At 45.0% G+C, this 15743-nt stretch carries 19 protein-coding genes; 12 read left to right on the top strand and 7 right to left on the bottom strand.

The features are described from left to right. Positions 1–39: 39 nt before the first annotated feature. A complete protein-coding gene (locus QUA53_RS21055; protein ID WP_333099629.1) occupies positions 40–795 on the bottom strand; it encodes an ATP-binding cassette domain-containing protein in 756 nt (251 codons plus the stop codon). Positions 796–986: 191 nt separating this feature from the next. Continuing rightward, positions 987–1544 carry an NUDIX hydrolase gene (locus QUA53_RS21050; protein WP_333099630.1) on the bottom strand — a complete coding sequence of 186 codons (558 nt, stop codon included), beginning with the start codon at positions 1542–1544 and terminating at the stop codon, positions 987–989. Positions 1545–1795: 251 nt separating this feature from the next. On the opposite strand from QUA53_RS21050, the gene QUA53_RS21045 reads away from it, so the two are divergent. Further along, a complete protein-coding gene (locus tag QUA53_RS21045) occupies positions 1796–2068 on the top strand; it encodes a hypothetical protein (RefSeq protein WP_333073661.1) in 273 nt (90 codons plus the stop codon). Positions 2069–2509: 441 nt separating this feature from the next. On the opposite strand, the gene QUA53_RS21040 is transcribed toward QUA53_RS21045, so the two are convergent. Further along, positions 2510–2941, bottom strand: a complete 432-nt coding sequence (locus QUA53_RS21040) for a hypothetical protein (RefSeq protein ID WP_333099631.1) — start codon at positions 2939–2941, stop codon at positions 2510–2512. 509 nt (positions 2942–3450) lie between these two features. Here QUA53_RS21040 and era point away from each other — a divergent pair. Both era and QUA53_RS21030 read left to right on the top strand, forming a co-directional pair. Next, positions 3451–4362: a GTPase Era gene (gene era / locus QUA53_RS21035; RefSeq protein WP_333099644.1), complete on the top strand. Its 912-nt coding sequence runs from the start codon at positions 3451–3453 to the stop codon at positions 4360–4362. A gap of 90 nt (positions 4363–4452) precedes the next feature. Then, positions 4453–5280 (top strand): TIGR02452 family protein, encoded by an 828-nt coding sequence (locus QUA53_RS21030; RefSeq protein ID WP_333099632.1) that lies wholly within the window; start codon positions 4453–4455, stop codon positions 5278–5280. 768 nt (positions 5281–6048) lie between these two features. On the opposite strand, the gene ppsA is transcribed toward QUA53_RS21030, so the two are convergent. Then, on the bottom strand, positions 6049–8658 hold the full coding sequence (gene ppsA, locus QUA53_RS21020) for a phosphoenolpyruvate synthase (RefSeq protein WP_333099633.1): 2610 nt from the start codon (positions 8656–8658) through the stop codon (positions 6049–6051). Positions 8659–8733: 75 nt separating this feature from the next. On the opposite strand from ppsA, the gene QUA53_RS21015 reads away from it, so the two are divergent. From QUA53_RS21015 to QUA53_RS20985, 8 genes are all read left to right on the top strand, one after another. Beyond that, positions 8734–9123 carry a hypothetical protein gene (locus QUA53_RS21015; protein WP_333099634.1) on the top strand — a complete coding sequence of 130 codons (390 nt, stop codon included), beginning with the start codon at positions 8734–8736 and terminating at the stop codon, positions 9121–9123. Positions 9124–9359: 236 nt separating this feature from the next. Continuing rightward, positions 9360–9590: a DUF433 domain-containing protein gene (locus tag QUA53_RS21010; RefSeq protein WP_006634608.1), complete on the top strand. Its 231-nt coding sequence runs from the start codon at positions 9360–9362 to the stop codon at positions 9588–9590. Further along, complete coding sequence (locus QUA53_RS29300; protein WP_333099645.1) at positions 9587–9673, top strand: DUF5615 family PIN-like protein; 87 nt, start codon at positions 9587–9589, stop codon at positions 9671–9673. The genes QUA53_RS21010 and QUA53_RS29300 overlap by 4 nt, the downstream gene beginning before the upstream one ends. 7 nt (positions 9674–9680) lie before the next feature. Further along, positions 9681–9920 (top strand): DUF5615 family PIN-like protein, encoded by a 240-nt coding sequence (locus QUA53_RS21005; protein ID WP_333099635.1) that lies wholly within the window; start codon positions 9681–9683, stop codon positions 9918–9920. A gap of 62 nt (positions 9921–9982) precedes the next feature. Next, a complete protein-coding gene (locus QUA53_RS21000) occupies positions 9983–10975 on the top strand; it encodes a DUF6602 domain-containing protein (protein ID WP_333099636.1) in 993 nt (330 codons plus the stop codon). A gap of 381 nt (positions 10976–11356) precedes the next feature. Next, positions 11357–11578, top strand: coding sequence for a hypothetical protein (locus tag QUA53_RS20995; RefSeq protein ID WP_333099637.1), 222 nt, complete (start codon positions 11357–11359; stop codon positions 11576–11578). Further along, positions 11571–11993, top strand: coding sequence for an aspartyl protease family protein (locus QUA53_RS20990; protein ID WP_333099638.1), 423 nt, complete (start codon positions 11571–11573; stop codon positions 11991–11993). The genes QUA53_RS20995 and QUA53_RS20990 overlap by 8 nt, the downstream gene beginning before the upstream one ends. Further along, a complete protein-coding gene (locus tag QUA53_RS20985; RefSeq protein WP_333099639.1) occupies positions 11986–12222 on the top strand; it encodes a hypothetical protein in 237 nt (78 codons plus the stop codon). Before QUA53_RS20990 ends, QUA53_RS20985 begins: the two co-directional genes overlap by 8 nt. Positions 12223–12301: 79 nt before the next feature. Here the strand turns inward: QUA53_RS20985 and QUA53_RS20980 are convergent, their stop codons facing one another. The 3 genes from QUA53_RS20980 to petM all read right to left on the bottom strand — a co-directional run bounded on the left by QUA53_RS20980 (position 12302) and on the right by petM (position 14500). Then, complete coding sequence (locus QUA53_RS20980) at positions 12302–13219, bottom strand: NAD(+) kinase (protein ID WP_333099640.1); 918 nt, start codon at positions 13217–13219, stop codon at positions 12302–12304. A 1-nt stretch (position 13220) separates the two neighbouring features. Beyond that, the gene (locus tag QUA53_RS20975; protein ID WP_333099641.1) at positions 13221–14198 is read right to left on the bottom strand and encodes an NmrA family NAD(P)-binding protein; all 978 of its coding nucleotides are present in this window, start codon (positions 14196–14198) and stop codon (positions 13221–13223) included. Positions 14199–14395: 197 nt separating this feature from the next. After that, entirely contained in the window at positions 14396–14500 is a 105-nt protein-coding gene (petM, locus tag QUA53_RS20970; protein ID WP_172189541.1) for a cytochrome b6-f complex subunit PetM, read from the bottom strand. A gap of 70 nt (positions 14501–14570) precedes the next feature. On the opposite strand from petM, the gene pdxA reads away from it, so the two are divergent. Beyond that, on the top strand, positions 14571–15668 hold the full coding sequence (pdxA, locus tag QUA53_RS20965; RefSeq protein ID WP_333099642.1) for a 4-hydroxythreonine-4-phosphate dehydrogenase PdxA: 1098 nt from the start codon (positions 14571–14573) through the stop codon (positions 15666–15668). Positions 15669–15743 lie beyond the last annotated feature (75 nt).

The following is a 15743-nucleotide window of genomic DNA, read 5'->3' as shown; positions in this document are numbered from 1 at the left end:
CTTAGTTATTAAAAATATATTATCAGATTTTTGCTAAAATTATTCAAATCTAGCTACTTGCAAACATTCAAGAAATGCGCGAGCTTCTGGATGCTGAGATTTCATAAAATCATCGGGCGATGACAATTCAACCAACCGTCCATCTTGCATCAAACCTATTCTAGAAGCTAACAAAAAAGCTTCTTGAATGCTGTGAGTCACAAAAATCACAGTTTTGCCCAGTTGCTGCTGCAATTGACCGAATTCCCGCTGCAATTCCAGACGAGTAATCGGGTCTAAAGCACCAAACGGTTCATCCATTAACAATATCGGAGGGTCAGCAGCCAGCGATCTAGCGACGCCTACTCGCTGCCGCTGTCCCCCGGATAACTGATGGGGATAGCGTTTGGCGAAGTGCTGGGGGTCGAGGTTGACTAATTCTAACAGTCGCCGGACGCGAGATTGAATACGCTCGCCCTCCCAACCTTCCAATTTCGGCACTAAACCGACGTTTTGCTCGACGGTAAAATGAGGAAACAAGCCAATTTCTTGAATCACATAGCCAATTTTTCGGCGTAGTTGAATTGGGTTCCACTGAGTTGTCGGTTTTCCCATGACAAGAACTTCGCCGCTGCTTGGCGTTAGTAAATTGTTAATCAATTTCATGGTAGTAGTTTTGCCACTCCCGCTGCGTCCCAGCAATACTAAAACTTCTCCTTGCAGCACTTTGAAATTGAGTTTGTCTACTAAATACCTGCGGTTGAGGCGATATGTAACGTCAAGGCATTCGACAGCAACTTCATTATTGAGAGGCATGATTAGTTCCGGTGATTTGGGTGTTCAGGAATCTTAGGACTTACATACAAGGGGCTAGAAACCAGTTTTTTTTCTTAGATAATTTGCGGCTTCACCTAAGATTTCTCAGAGAAACCGGGTTGATGAGCGTAAGTCTTAAAATTCAAATCAGCGAACATCGGGGGACAATTGCCAATGCTAAAATCTAAAATCTAAAATCTAAAATAGACTTGATTTTGCCATTCTAGCAGTAAAGCTCGACATTGGAGGCAAGTTAATTCTTTGAGCAAGTCGCGAATTCCGTCTGGGGTGAGAGGATATTCAGCACCGATCAGTTCGACGTTTACTGTTGCTGTAGGGTGCAATTCTGCAACAAAACCGTAGAGTTTTTGATTGGAGAAGGAACTGTTTATTGCCCAGCCAATGGTGTTGATCGGTTCGATGCGGGCGATCGCACTTTCTGTCACGCCTAGTTCTTTCTTGAGTATAGCTGGAACTTCCGCTGCTGGTATGGCTTCCGCTTCTACGCGACCGCCGGGAAAATCCAGGGTTGCTTCTGCCACGCCGGGGCGATACATCGGTGGGGGAAATAGCAATTTGTCAGCTTGAATGGTCAAGATTACCACTGAATCTGCTCTTTCTACTCGCCAATATTCTACTGTTTTTCCTTCGGTTGTTTCGAGATGTTCGGCGATTAGTTTTACCCAATGAGAGTTGATTTCTACAAAGCGATCTAGAGTTTTCCACTGGGATTTGGCAGTTTGGTTCATGTCAGAATTTTTGAAATAAATCAGATGTTTTTTGCTATGGTAGGCGATTTTTGCCGAGCTGAACAATACTGATCGAGCTTTTCAGCTTTGAGCCAGTTTTTTCCTCTCGATTGTAAATTTTTGCTACAACCTTACACATTCGCCTAGATAATTCCGTAACATAGACTACATAATCAAAGTTTATCTGCGCCTTCGCTCTGCGTTGTTTCAACCGGGCCCTGGTGCAGACTCTTAGCTAGACAGGAGTAATTATGCAACTGCAAACAGATATTCGTACTTGGCAATCCCAACCAACGCCCGGAAGCTTCGCCAGTGTCCGCGACTGGGAAAAATTTGGCTGCGCCGTACCTGCACCAAAATTGGCTCCTTCTATGTGGGTTAAATTGTTTAATCCGCCAACCGCATTCAGCTTTGACGAAGCGTGGCTGTTGTGTGAATGTTCGGAAGAACAGTGGCTAGCTTGGATTCCTGATTATGGCGAAATTTTACTGAGTACACATGAATTTTGCGCTACTAAATCGTGAATTACGCAGACAAACTTTGATAAGCCAGGTGTTAAAATCCATATCCATCGGGTTGCACGGGATTTTTTGGAAAAAATCTGGTTTCTGCGTAATTATGTCGTTTGCAGTGATGAATGCAAGTCCTTAAACTTTGATAAGGACTTGCATTCATCACTACAAACCTCTTATATGGCGTCGCTTCAGCCGATCTCATATAAGTCCTAATAGATATTAATTGAAATTTTGCCAACAAAAAGAGCAATAGGTTTTCTATTGCTCTTTTTGTTCAAAAACACTCTCTAGTTTTTATCTTTAAGATAGCGGAAGTTATATCAACTGGCCTCGATTGACCCCAATATCGCTGCGGTGACGGGTTTACTGTATCGATGCTTGCATGGGAGATATTGGTGAACCCGCCCTTACAGCAATTACGGCCAATTTAGCCCCTGTGATATTGCTGGCTTATTTGCAAACTGCACGGTTATTTGCGTTTCTGACAATCGTGCCTACTCTACCATTAATCTGAATCGGGTTTTTAGTGCTGGCTCGAATCAAAAGTGGTTGTTTGGCGAGACATTCTCTGATTGATGCTGCCCAGGCGGTGAGAGCTCCGGTGTATTCTGTACGACCCGCTGGGGCGCGAAACTGATCGGTAATTAGGAAATCCGAGGTGATGCTAGTGTCAGTAGCAACATTGGTAATAATTGGAAAGTCAAAGGCTTTGGGCAAGGTTCTGTCTTGGATTCTGCCCGGTACCAACTGGTATTTCTTCGAGCCACCCTTGTAGTCAATACCTGCTTGAGGGCTGGTGGGAGGGCTTGTTTGAGCCAAGGCGGAAACAGGCAAGCTTGCTACCAAAACGGTGCAGCAACTCCAAAATAATTTCGATTTCATCTGATTCATCTCCTCAACTTTATGACGATTAGCACTAATTTAGGTATGCTCAAAAGACACTAGCTTTTATTGAGAAAGCGCCTGATGATATTGAGCTTTTGAGTTCGAGTTCAACTTACCTAATTTATTACCAAACATCTTCAAAAATGTTAAAACTGGTTTGCCTGACAAACTGTAGAAAAGTTTCAGTTGAGTTAGATATTTACACATCTGAAGTTGTTACAGCATTGGGGAGTCGGTTTTACCAGAATGATTCATTTTTGAGCGATGTCACTGGAACTTTATCAAATTTTGTCTCAGATATCAAGTTTTGCCGATCGCGTATCCTGTTTTAACACTGGTTTGCGGCTCGATCGATGTTTGAGTGTGGCGCCCTATACCAGGGCGAGAAAGATGCTACAGTGCATCGATGGGCGTTTGAGTATTTTCAGGCGACAATAGACAGAGAAGGGGCTTGAAAATAGGTGATTTTAGTGGAAGATAGTAAATTTATCGACGTATCGGACATCATGGGTGTTCCCGTGGCTCCGGCGGGTTACAAATCCGGCTTTGTGGGTATTGTCGGACGCCCGAATGTCGGAAAATCAACGCTGATGAATCAGTTGGTGGGGCAGAAAATTGCGATTACTTCGCCGGTGTCTCAGACGACACGTAACAGGCTGCGGGGCATCCTAACGACACCGGAAGCACAAATTATTTTTGTAGATACTCCCGGAATTCACAAGCCGCATCACCAATTGGGCAAGGTTTTGGTGCAGAATGCCCGCACAGCGATTCAGTCGGTGGATGTGGTGCTGTTTGTGGTGGATGGTTCGGTGGAATCGGGAGGGGGCGATCGATATATTATCGAAATTCTCAGCAATTGCAAAGTTCCGGTGATTTTGGGGATGAATAAGTTGGACGAACAACCGGAGGATTCCGTGTTGATCGATCGAACTTACGAGCAAATTGTCAATCCTGAGTGGCCTGTAGTGAAATTTTCGGCTCTCACGGGCGAGGGTGTCGAGCCGCTGCAAAAATTGTTAATCGAACATTTGGAGGTTGGGCCTTATTATTATCCGCCAGATTTGGTGACTGACCAGCCGGAACGCTTTATTATGGGCGAATTGATTCGGGAACAGATTTTGCTGCTGACGCGGGAAGAAGTGCCGCATTCGGTAGCAATCGCGATCGACATCGTTCAAGAAGAAGCAAAAATTACCCGCATTCTGGCGACAATTCACGTCGAACGGGATTCCCAAAAAGGTATTTTAATCGGTAAAAGCGGCAGTATGCTCAAGTCGATCGGCAGTGCGGCGCGAGAACAGATTCAAAAGTTAATTGAAGGCAAAGTATATTTGGAGTTATTTGTCAAGGTGCAGCCGAAGTGGCGGCAGTCGCGCACTCGTTTGGCGGAATTGGGCTATCGGGTAGAAGAATAAAACTTTGTCAGTTGGCAGTTTCCCTCTCTTAATCCTCATGTGCTCAGAAGCAGAGTTGAGAACTTCATCGAAACCACCAAGGAGGAGTGTATGTCGTTAACAGGTATAGCCAAGGAAACATTACAGATTCTAGAAAAAGGCGAGTTCATTTCAAAGCACGGCCATGTTATTAATTTTGCTACCGAGCAGAAGCTGGCAGAGAAAAATACTAAGTTGTATCGACCCGAAGAAGTTGAAAATTTATTGCAAAATACGCAATGTGATGCGAAACAGAGTCTTTTGGTGGAAGTTACCGATGAGACCACTCAAGTAGCCGCCTACCGTTTGGTAAAAGGTGAAGGTTGCCGCGATCTCGTGATCCTAAACTATGCCTCCGCTCGAAATCCTGGCGGCGGATTTATTAATGGTGCAAAAGCACAAGAAGAAGATTTGGCTCGCTGTTCCGGGTTATATCCCTGTCAATTGACACAGCCCGAGTATTATGAAGCAAACCGATCGCAAGATTCTCTTCTTTACACCGATTACCTGATTTATTCTCCAAAAGTTCCTTGGTTTAGAATCCGCAGTCGTGAATTGCTCGATGATTATTTTTTAGCATCTGTTATTACTGCGCCCGCACCAAATGCAGGTCAAGTATTGCGTCGCGATCCCAATGCGCTTCCCGATATTGAAAAAGCATTGCGGCGACGTGCTGGATATGTACTTGCGGTGGCACAAGATAATGGACATCGATCGTTGTTACTCGGTGCATGGGGGTGTGGCGTGTTTTGCAACGATGCCAGTATGGTAGCAGATGCTTTTGGTCAGTGGCTTGAGAGTCCGCGATTTCATGGATGTTTCGATCGTGTAGTTTTTGGTATATACGATTCGGCTAAGAGTAAGGATACATTGAAGGCATTTAAAAATAGATTTAAGTAAAAGTATTGCATTCTCAGCCTCGCTGTCGTCAATGCCTCTAACAATCCCAACGCACGCCGACTTTCAGGAGGTCATCGGCTGGAGTTTGAGGTAGTTTTTAGCAGGCGATTGGGAGCGTTATCTCGCAAACACTGCCTGACCTTGGAGATGATTCGGAAGCTCGATCGAGAGCTTTACCTACAGAAAATTGGTAGAATAAATAGATACGCTTCGCTCGCGTACCCATGCAACAAGCTAGTATATCCAATCTTTTCACCAAACATCAAACTAGGATATTCTCAAAAATTCCAACTATGAACTACCGAAACCACATCACGATCGAAGCAAATAAACGCGGTGGTAAGCCTTGTGTACGCGGCTTGCGAATTACGGTTTAGGAAGTGCTTGAGTACCGGGCTTCCGAGATGACCTAAGCAGAAATTATCAAAGATTTTCCCGATTGTCACGCGAGAAGATTTAAAAGCCTGCATTGCTGATGCTGCTGACCGCGAGCGTCGGTTTACGATCGATCCCTTATCCGCATGAAATTACTTTTTGATAAAAACTTGTCGCCCGAGTTGCCACATCGTTTGAGCGATATTTTCCCAATTTCGCTTCACGTCGTTTGATGTGGGAATGAAAGCAACGATCGACCTAATAGTTTGGGATTATGCAAAAGATCTGACTGCGCACTTCTTAGTGGAAACGCAGTCAGCCTGGGAACCCTAGCAATAGGGATATTTTGACAGAAATGTCTTAATAATCCCCGTACCGACCGGGCGGGGAGTGTCAAAGGATTTCTACATACCCTTCTGTTCCATGTACGCGAATTCGTTGCCCATCTTCGATCAGTTTGGTCGCATTTTCTACTCCGACAACTGCCGGTAAGCCATATTCACGTGCGATAACTGCTCCATGGGTCATCAGTCCACCAACTTCGGTGACTAGACCTTTTATGGATACAAATAATGGTGTCCAGCTAGGGTCAGTAAACGAGGTGACTAATATATCTCCATCTTCTAAATCGGCGTCTTCCATGTTTAGGATGACACGTGCTCGTCCCTCTATAACTCCGGAAGAAACAGCCAGGCCTACAATAGCTTCAGCCGGGAGATTTTCTCGTTTGTACGCACCGGCAATCATTTCACCATCAGACGTGAGAACACGTGGGGGAGTTAGTTTTTCAAATGATCTGTACTCGTCTTTTCGTTTGCTGACTATCTGGTAATCCAGTTTATTTGTGCGTACAACTTCGTGCAGTTCTTCAAAAGTGAGGTAGTAAATATCCTCTCTTTCATGAATAACGTTGGCTTGTACGAGTTGTTCGGCTTCTTTCAGCAACGCCTGCTTATAAACGAAGTAGCGATTAACGATGCCGTATTTTGGATATTCACGATAGCCTGCGAAATTCCGGACTAGGCCGATCATCCGCTTTGTTTCTTTGGCTTTTTGTTCACCATCCGGTAATTGCTTCAATCGTTCTAACAACTCTTGTTCTTTGTTCAAAGCCGCCTGTCGCCCCTGCTCAAATTTCCGCTTGCCGGCACCAGGCTCAAAGTTTTTGATGTTACTAAGGATTATGGGAACAAGAGTCGTTGGTTTTTCGCTCCAACGAGTTCTAGTAATATCGATTTCTCCGCCACATCGCATTCCGTATTTGTTGAGAAAAGCATAGATGGCGTCCTGGGCTTCCTGTCCACCATCAAGCTTAACCAGCTCATCCAAAAAGCTATCTTCTTTTACATATTGCAAGTAATTGATTACTTCTGGATACGGGCGAATCACATCTGCAACATCCAACAACTCCAGACCCATTTCCGAAGTAATATTGTTGGATACGGATTGAGAAAGCGTGTCTGCTACGTTCTTTTCACCTAACCACTCCATCATTTTCTCATTGATCCAGGAGGAAGCATTCATACCAGTCATAAGCACACCAAAACTCGGTGAATCAGAGTTGGTCTTCTTTAATTGCTGGATATCTTCTAGGATTAAATCAAACAGATCCGATCCTGATTTCGTTTGGATGGTTTGTTTTAACGCTTCGATCGAGGTTTGACTCTGTTGAATCAAATCAGCAACAATCGCCGGATCGTAGTCGTTTAGGGTTTGAAAATCCGCAGGCGATCGACCTTTACTGCTTTTGCCGGGACTCCGATCGTCGGGTAACGATTTTATAAAATCTCCCCGCTCTATGATGGTTGTAAGTGCGTCTTTCATGAGCGGATCGGATTTTCCCAATGTGACGTTTAATATAGTTTCTCTGCCGACAGGTGAAGCCAGCGTCGCTGTAACATCAACAAATAACCTTCCACCAGCAGTGTGCATGGGTGCATGGGTCGTTAACAGAAAAAAAGACAATCCCAATGGTTTCATGGCATCGGTCATCATTTGGTTGTGACCGACAGATACATAGACGTGGTTTTCCCGATCGTTCGCTTCAGGGATGGGGTATAAAGTAGTGATTGGCCGACTCTGGACAATATAAAATGTATCATCAACCAAACACCATTCGATGTCCTGGGGACAGCCGAAATGTTCTTCGATCTTTCGACCCGTGCGCTCAAGCTGTAAAATCTGCTCATCCGTCAGCGCTTGCCTGTTCTGTCTCTCAAGCTCAATTTCCTGTTTTTTCGTACCGCCATCTTTTAAGGCATAAACAGCCAGTTTCTTGGTAGATATCTTCTTATCGATAACCTTGCCGTTACACACTTTATAGTTATCGGCATTCACCAGGCCGGAGACCAAGGCCTCGCCAAGTCCGAAGCTGGCATCAATGGATAACACTTTTCTATTAGAAGTGACGGGATCGGCAGTAAACAAAATTCCTGCCACCTGCGGGAAGACCATCTTCTGAACAACCACAGACAGGTGGACTTTACGGTGGTCGAAGCCGTTTTGAAGGCGATAAATTACTCCTCTCTCGGTAAATAGCGATGCCCAGCACTTGCTGATATGCTGATAGATTGCCTCCTTTCCGATAATGTTCAAATACGTATCCTGCTGGCCTGCAAAAGAGGCCGTCGGTAAATCCTCTGCCGTTGCGCTGGATCGTACTGCATAGGCATTTTTTTCATCAAGCCTGGAGAGGAGGCGGGCGATCTCTTGATTAATGTCTTGAGGAATGGCTATCCCTTCGATGACCCTACGAATCTCACCGCTAAGTTCACCAATTTTATCCCGGTCTTCCACTTTTAGAAGGGATAAGCGATCGAGTAATTCGTTAATCGACGACGTTTCCCCAATGATTCTTTTAAAGGCTTCAGTAGAAATACAGTAGCCATCCGGTACGCGGATTCCTTCAATCTTGGAAAGTTCCCCCAGGTTTGCGCCTTTACCCCCAACAACCATGATTTTTGTTTTGTCAATGTCCTGAAAACCAAGCACATAGGAACTCATATATTTACCTCCTGTGGGAATTCATTCTTTGATAATTTTGATGATATCCTTCGGGCTAAAACGATTCGGGAATTTTTGCTACAGCATGGCGAACCGTTACTCACAAGTGCATCTTATCCCAAAATAGTCCCTCATTTAGTGTTGATGGCGTTTCTGCATCGGGTGATTAATGGTGGGGGAACGTTGGAGAGGGAATATGCGATCGGACGCGACAGAATGGATTTATGTTTGCGTTATGGTGAGGTAACATTGGGAATTGAACTGAAGGTTTGGCGAACTCGGAAAGTCGATCCTTTGAGTAAAGGGTTGGAACAGTTAGATGGATATTTGGCTCGATTGGGACAAGATGAAGGGTGGTTGGTGATATTCGATCGGCGCGAGAATGCGCTCGAATTAGAAGAACGACTGAATACTGAAATTCATCTGACACCAATGGGGCGAACCGTTACAGTTATTCGTGCGTGAAGAAGTTCTGATAAATGCTTTGGTTCTGGCGATCGCCCTAGTGTGCGATCGACTCTCATCTAAAATATAATAAAGAAGGGGTTGACATACACTATCGAGCTGCGGTATTACTCGATTATATCCAGTATTGTACGGCAACTGCAATACAATTATTCGATCGCGCACCCATGTAACAAGCGAGTATATCTAATCTTTTCGCCAAACCTCAAACTAGGATATTCTCAAAAATTCCAACTATGAACTACCGAAACCACATCACGATCGAAGCAAATAAACGCGGTGGTAAGCCTTGTGTACGCGGCTTGCGAATTACGGTTTATGAAGTGCTTGAGTACCTGGCTTCCGAGATGACCGAAGCAGAAATTCTCGACGATTTTCCCGATTTGACGCGAGAAGATTTAAAAGCCTGCATTGCTTATGCTGCTGACCGCGAGCGTCGGTTTATGACCGCGACCTTATCGGCATGAAATTACTTTTTGATGAAAATTTGTCGCCCCTGTTGCCGAATCGTTTGAGCGATATTTTCCCAAATTCGCTTCACGTCCTTTGATGTGGGAATGAAAGCAACGATCGACCCAATAGTTTGGGATTATGCAAAAGACAATAATTTGATGATTGTCTCGAAAGACGCGGATATGCACGACCTAAGCTTAGTATTTGGGAATCCACCGAAAGTTATTTGGCTTTGCCTTGGAAACGGTTCGACATTACAAGTTGAAAATTTGCTGCGTCGGAATTTTAACGCGATCGAATTATTTTATGAAGACGATAATTTATCGCTGCTTTCTTTATCATAATTGTACCGCAACTGCGATATAATTATAAGTTAGCTGACAAAGCTTTTGAGGTTTGAGGTGACGTGCTGAAACAAAAAAGGAGTTCAAGTATTTTGGATAATTGTTATGGGCAGCATGGATGGAAGGAATTTCTAAGAAATAGAAAAGATATTATTACTGAATTTGATAAAGTTCTAGAGCAAACTACGAACCGACCTATTCATGTGGCACATGGTCAAGCTGTAGAAGCATATATTCGTAAATGGTTAGCTGAATTTCTACCGAAAAAGTATGCGGTTACATCTGGTTATATAATCCCCGATTTGTATGATAATAGTGGCAAAATATATCACTATGACATCATTATCTACAATCGCTTAGAAGCTCCTGTTTTATGGACAGAAGGCAACCAAGATAATAGCGAACAAGGGAAGTATAGAGCAATTCCAGCGAAGCACGTAGTCGCGGTTTATGAAGTCAAATCTCGTTTAACAAAAGACAATGTTGCCGAGGCATTAAGTAAACTCGATCAAACGAAAGATTTTAGTAATCAGTTAAATAAAAATTATACCTGTGGTGCAATATTTATAGATCTCAAAGAAAGTGATAAAAATAAAGAATCAATTTTGAAAGAACTTCGCAAAGGCGCTAACGTGTTTGGATTCTCAGGAGGGATGGTTCTCAGATATGAAGGAGATGACACACCAACTGGGATAATTTCTCTTTTGAATACAGAGTCCAATTCAGAAGCAGAAAGTATTCATTGCAAACCTTTAGCTAAGAGGATCGACGATTTAAAGATTTACATAACAGAAGAAGGGAATCTTGAATGTGCTGAACCTGGCAGTGGGGCAATTATTGTCGGTACTGCAGAAAACACATGGTCAGTATCAAAGTTATATGGAGTTACTTATAAAGAGGGATCTATCTCTGTCTATTTAAGCTGGTCTAGAAGTAATTTTTCTGAATTTTGTATTAACTTACTGAGTGCCATCGAAGGGTTGCCGTACAACGATAAAAATAGACCATCATTTGGGAGAGTATTTGATAAAATTGAGCTAAAAATGAAACCTTGATGTAGCGGTGGTTTTGATCTATCTTATGTCTCCTGACATCTTTTGCTTGAATTTGTATAAGAGTAAGAAATTGGGAGAGTTGTCAGCGGGCGATCCTTGAAAGCCCCTGTCTTTGAAGGCTTATGGTGATCGCAACAAGTTAACAATTCAAATGCAGGCGACGGAAGAAAATCTTGGTGCTGAGTTGGAGATTGTCTGCCACCGCTGATTTGAGCCGTTATCTCGTAAACAGTGCCTGACCTGGGAGATGATTCGGAAGCTCGATCGAGAGCTTGACATACAGAAAATTGGTAGAATAAATAGATACGCTTCGATCGCGCACCATGCAACAAGCTAGTAGATCCAATCTTTTCGCCAAACCTCAAACGAGGAGATTCTCAAATGCCATTGGCTGAACTAATGTCACAGATCCAGGAACTTTCAAAAATTGACAAGCTTCGGCTGATGCAGTTTCTGGTAACAGAACTGGTCAAAGAAGAAGATGCAACAAACTTTTTTGTTGCCGATCGAGAGTATCCAGTCTGGTCGCCTTACAATTGCTCTGAGGCTGCGAATGTTTTAATGAATCTTCTGACGACAAAACAACAAGAACAGAATGATTGACGCTCAGAGATTTCCCTACAAAATCATTGACACCAGTCTTGGCATGGTCGATCGAATGCCGTATCTGCCATTGACACTCAGCCTGAACGGTCAATCCTTGAACGCTGAGGGCTTACTAGATACAGGCGCAAGCGTTAATGTTTTGCCCTACGAGTTAGGGCTACAACTGGGCTTAGTCTGGGAAAATGAGACACTCTCAATCGTATTGGCTGGGAATTTGGCTCGATTTGAAGCCCGCGCAGTCGTTGTTAATGCTCGAGTTAGTTCATTCCCAACGCTTAACCTGGCATTTGCCTGGACACAAGCAACCAATGTACCTTTGATTTTGGGGCAAGCTAATTTCTTCTTCGAGTTTGATGTCTGTTTCTTCCGGGCACGTTCAGAATTTGAAATCCGTCCTAAGCAGAGTGAATAGAAATGAAGACACTCCCACTATACCGTTATCTCGCAAACGCTGCCTGACTTTGGAGATGATTCGGAAGCTCGATCGAGAATTAAGGATTCCGGTGGATAAATGTCGCCCTACATTACCAACACTAATTGCTGCTTTATTCTACGATTTATCAACAGATAAAGAAATCAAAATCCCTTCAATCGGTGAAAAACGGGAACGGGAATTGCTATCTCCCACAGCTAGGACTTGATATGATATATACGAGCAAGCCAACTGGTTGAGCCAACAATCCCCGTACCTCGATCGTCGGGGAGTGTCAACAACAACTATCAAGGCAATTCAACCGAACTCGGTTTAGCAATGTGAGGCAAGCCCCAGCCCAATTTTTCCCGCAAAATGTGGAAAAACTCAAAAGATTGCACCCGAATAAACCGGGCTGGGTATTGAGCTCGCTCGACTTGCACCCAATCTTCGGGCAGAACATAACATCCGCCGTTACCGTCTACCACCATTACCAGGCGGTTTGGACTCGCCGGCAAAATCTTGACCGGCTCGGTGTTGGAAAACACCAAAGCCCGCGAAGCCATTGAATGCGGGCAAATAGGCAGCAACTGCAACACCGGCACTCCGGGAATGATGACAGGCCCACCGGCAGAAAGGGCGTAAGCTGTCGATCCTGTCGGAGTCGCGATGATGACTCCATCTGCGGCAATGTCAACAGAGGCGTGCTGGCCGATCGCCACTTCAAAATGACACATACAAGTCAGCGGTTCCCGGTGCAGCACCATTTCATTGAGACAAAGGGCTTCCCAGAGGCAGTCGTTTTCTCGATACAGCCGCACCGCCAGCATCGATCTTTCTTCTATTTCGTATTCTCCGGCGATTACCTTTTCCAAAGCTTGCGGCAGCAAGTTCAGGTAAGTTTCTGTTAAAAAGCCCATGTGACCGGTATTGACAGTCAGCAGCGGCACTCCAATCGGAGCGACTTGGCGAAATGCCGACAGCACCGTACCGTCGCCGCCCAAAACCACTGCAAACTCCATGTCGCTGTCAAAACCGGGGGGGACGAGTTGTTCGATCGGATTGTGGCACATCGGGCGATCGGGGCTAGAATAGCCCAGAATTCCTCCGGAACCAGAAACCGAGCAAACCTCCCAGCCGCGGGCAGTCAGCTTGTCTTGCAACTCTGCGGCGATGCGACAAGCCACAGGTTTAACGTCGTTGTATATAATCCCAGCTTTCGGCACTTTAAAATGTAAAGGGCATTTTTTGTTTACTCCGTTTTTTAGTTTTAAGCTGCTCGTACTCTATTTCCTTGAGCTTCTTCATAATCAGATTAAAGTATTCTTCGAGATAAGACTCCAAAGTAGTAGTTTCTTTGGGGTCGAGTCCGAAGACACTGTAAACTTCATCCATCGGAGCTTTCAAGGGTTTTCCGGCTGCCAAAACTTCTGAAAAAGCCAATCTGTCAGCTACGTTCCAACTCCACTGAAAGAACTTAGCAAATTGACGAGTAGCCTTCAACAAGGCGTCTGGGGTGCGCGTAATTTTGGCTTGCTTCCCTGACAGCCGTTCGCACAACCGCACGATTTCTTCAGCATCCCAAGCGCGATTTCCCACCACCGGAAAGCTTTTTTTCTCGGTTTCGGGAACGGAAAGAGCCCGGACGGCAAATTTAGCAACGTCCTGAGTGTTCATGTAGGCAAGAGCGGATGGCTTGTTGGGCAGCCAGACTGCCTGATTGTCCAAAATCGGCATTGCATACAGGCTCAGCAGTCCTTGCAAAAAGCCGCAAGGTCTCAAGATTGTATAGTCTAGACCGGATTCTGCTAAGAACAATTCGGTACAGCGCTTGATTTCCAACAAGGGGACTTGGGGATATTTCTCCGCGTCGAGAAAGGAAAAGAATATGTAACGCTTGATGCCTGCTGCTGCTGCTGCTTGGATCAGCGATACTTTTCCGTCCCAGTCTACTCTTTTGATGCTGACAGAATCTGCTGCACTGGCTGTTGCTGCATCGATAATAGCACTGACGCCTTCTAGGGCCGGAGGCAGACTGTCTGGCTGGCAAAGGTTCCCCGGTACGAGTTCAGCGCCCCATTCTTTCAAAAATGCAGCTTTTCTGTAACTTCTGACTAAACAGCGCACCTGGTAGCCCTCGTCTAGGGCGCGGCGGGCTATCTGGCGGCCGAGAGTGCCGGTGGCACCTAAAATCAATAAAGTCATCTAGGGATTAATTATGAATCTTAAACTTTCAATAAGATGGTATCAGGTTTTTGTTAAGTTTTTTATAAAAACTTAACAAAAACCTGAATTTTTCTCATTTTAGGCTTGAGATATTCGGCAGAAGGCTGGCTTTCGGCAGCAAGTAGACTCTAGCAGGCAGAAGGTAAAAGGCTTCTGAAGGATTGGTTGAAAAAAACTTATTCTTCGCCGCCTTGCAATTTGAGCAGGAGGAAGCCTCCACCTATACCCACGAAAATTAGGGAAAAGGACAAAAAGGCTGCATTGAAAATTTCAGGATTCATGGTTTTATAAGTCCAATTGGGCGATCGCATTAAATAAAGATAATATAATTTGGGGCAACCAGGTACATGAATGCTAAAATTTCAGTGCCGAAATTGCTGTATTTTGTTGGAGAAAACTGCCTTGAGTCTCGATCGGGAATCACAACTAGCTGTAACTCTCGGAGATCCGGCGGGAATTGGCCCGGAGGTGATTCTCAAGGCATTGGCAGATCCCGCTGCTGGTTGGAGGGTAACGGTTATAGGTTCTAGGAGAGTTTTGCAGGAAACTTACGATAAGTTGCGATCGAGCAATCCCGCAGCACAAGTGGCAAATCCCGAAACATTAAACATTATTGATATTGAACCAGACAGCAAGTGGGGCAAAATTGTCCCCGGTGTCGGTAGTGCAGCTAGCGGGGCCGCTAGCTTTGCTTACATGGAAAGCGCTATCGCCCGTACCATCGCCGGCGAATTCTCCGCCATCGTGACAGGCCCGATTTCCAAAACTTGCTGGCAGGCGGCCGGTTACAATTATCCCGGACAAACAGAACTCCTCGCAGAAAGAGCAAAATCGCAGCGATTCGGAATGCTGTTTGCCGCCACATCTCCACACAGTGGCTGGACGCTCGTAACTTTACTCGCTACCACACATATTTCCCTGCGTCAAGTCCCCGATGCGGTGAGTCCCGAATTACTGAGCGAAAAACTAGAATTACTGATAGACTGTTTGCGGGAAGATTTTGGGCTGGAAAGACCGAAAATTGCGATTTCTGGCTTAAATCCTCACAGCGGCGAAAATGGCAAACTGGGAAATGAAGAGCAAGACTGGATGATACCTTGGTTGGAAACGCAGCGCGATCGCTTTCCTCAAGTTCAGTTAGACGGGCCAGTCCCCCCCGATACCCTGTGGGTAAAACCGGCTAAAGTTTGGTACGGTTTAGCCAAGGAAGCTCACGACGGTTACTTGGCAATGTACCACGACCAGGGGTTGATTCCAGTAAAATTGATGGCTTTCGATAAAGCAGTCAACACTACAATTGGCTTGCCTTTTGTCCGCACCTCTCCGGATCACGGCACAGCTTTTGATATTGTAGGTCAAGGGATTGCGGATGCCTCCAGCATGAAGGCAGCATTGCAGTTGGCGGCTCAGTTGGCTAGTCGCAGAACAGCAGTTAAAATAAGGCGATAGGTGCGATTCGTTTAGCCGAAACCTGAAAAGGGGGGATGGCTAGCAGCGATAGGGTAAGCCCATAAGGGTTGGAGT

Source organism: Microcoleus sp. Pol12B3 (assembly GCF_036701355.1).
Lineage (GTDB): Bacteria > Cyanobacteriota > Cyanobacteriia > Cyanobacteriales > Microcoleaceae > Microcoleus.
This window is presented reverse-complemented; position numbering and strand designations above follow the sequence as displayed.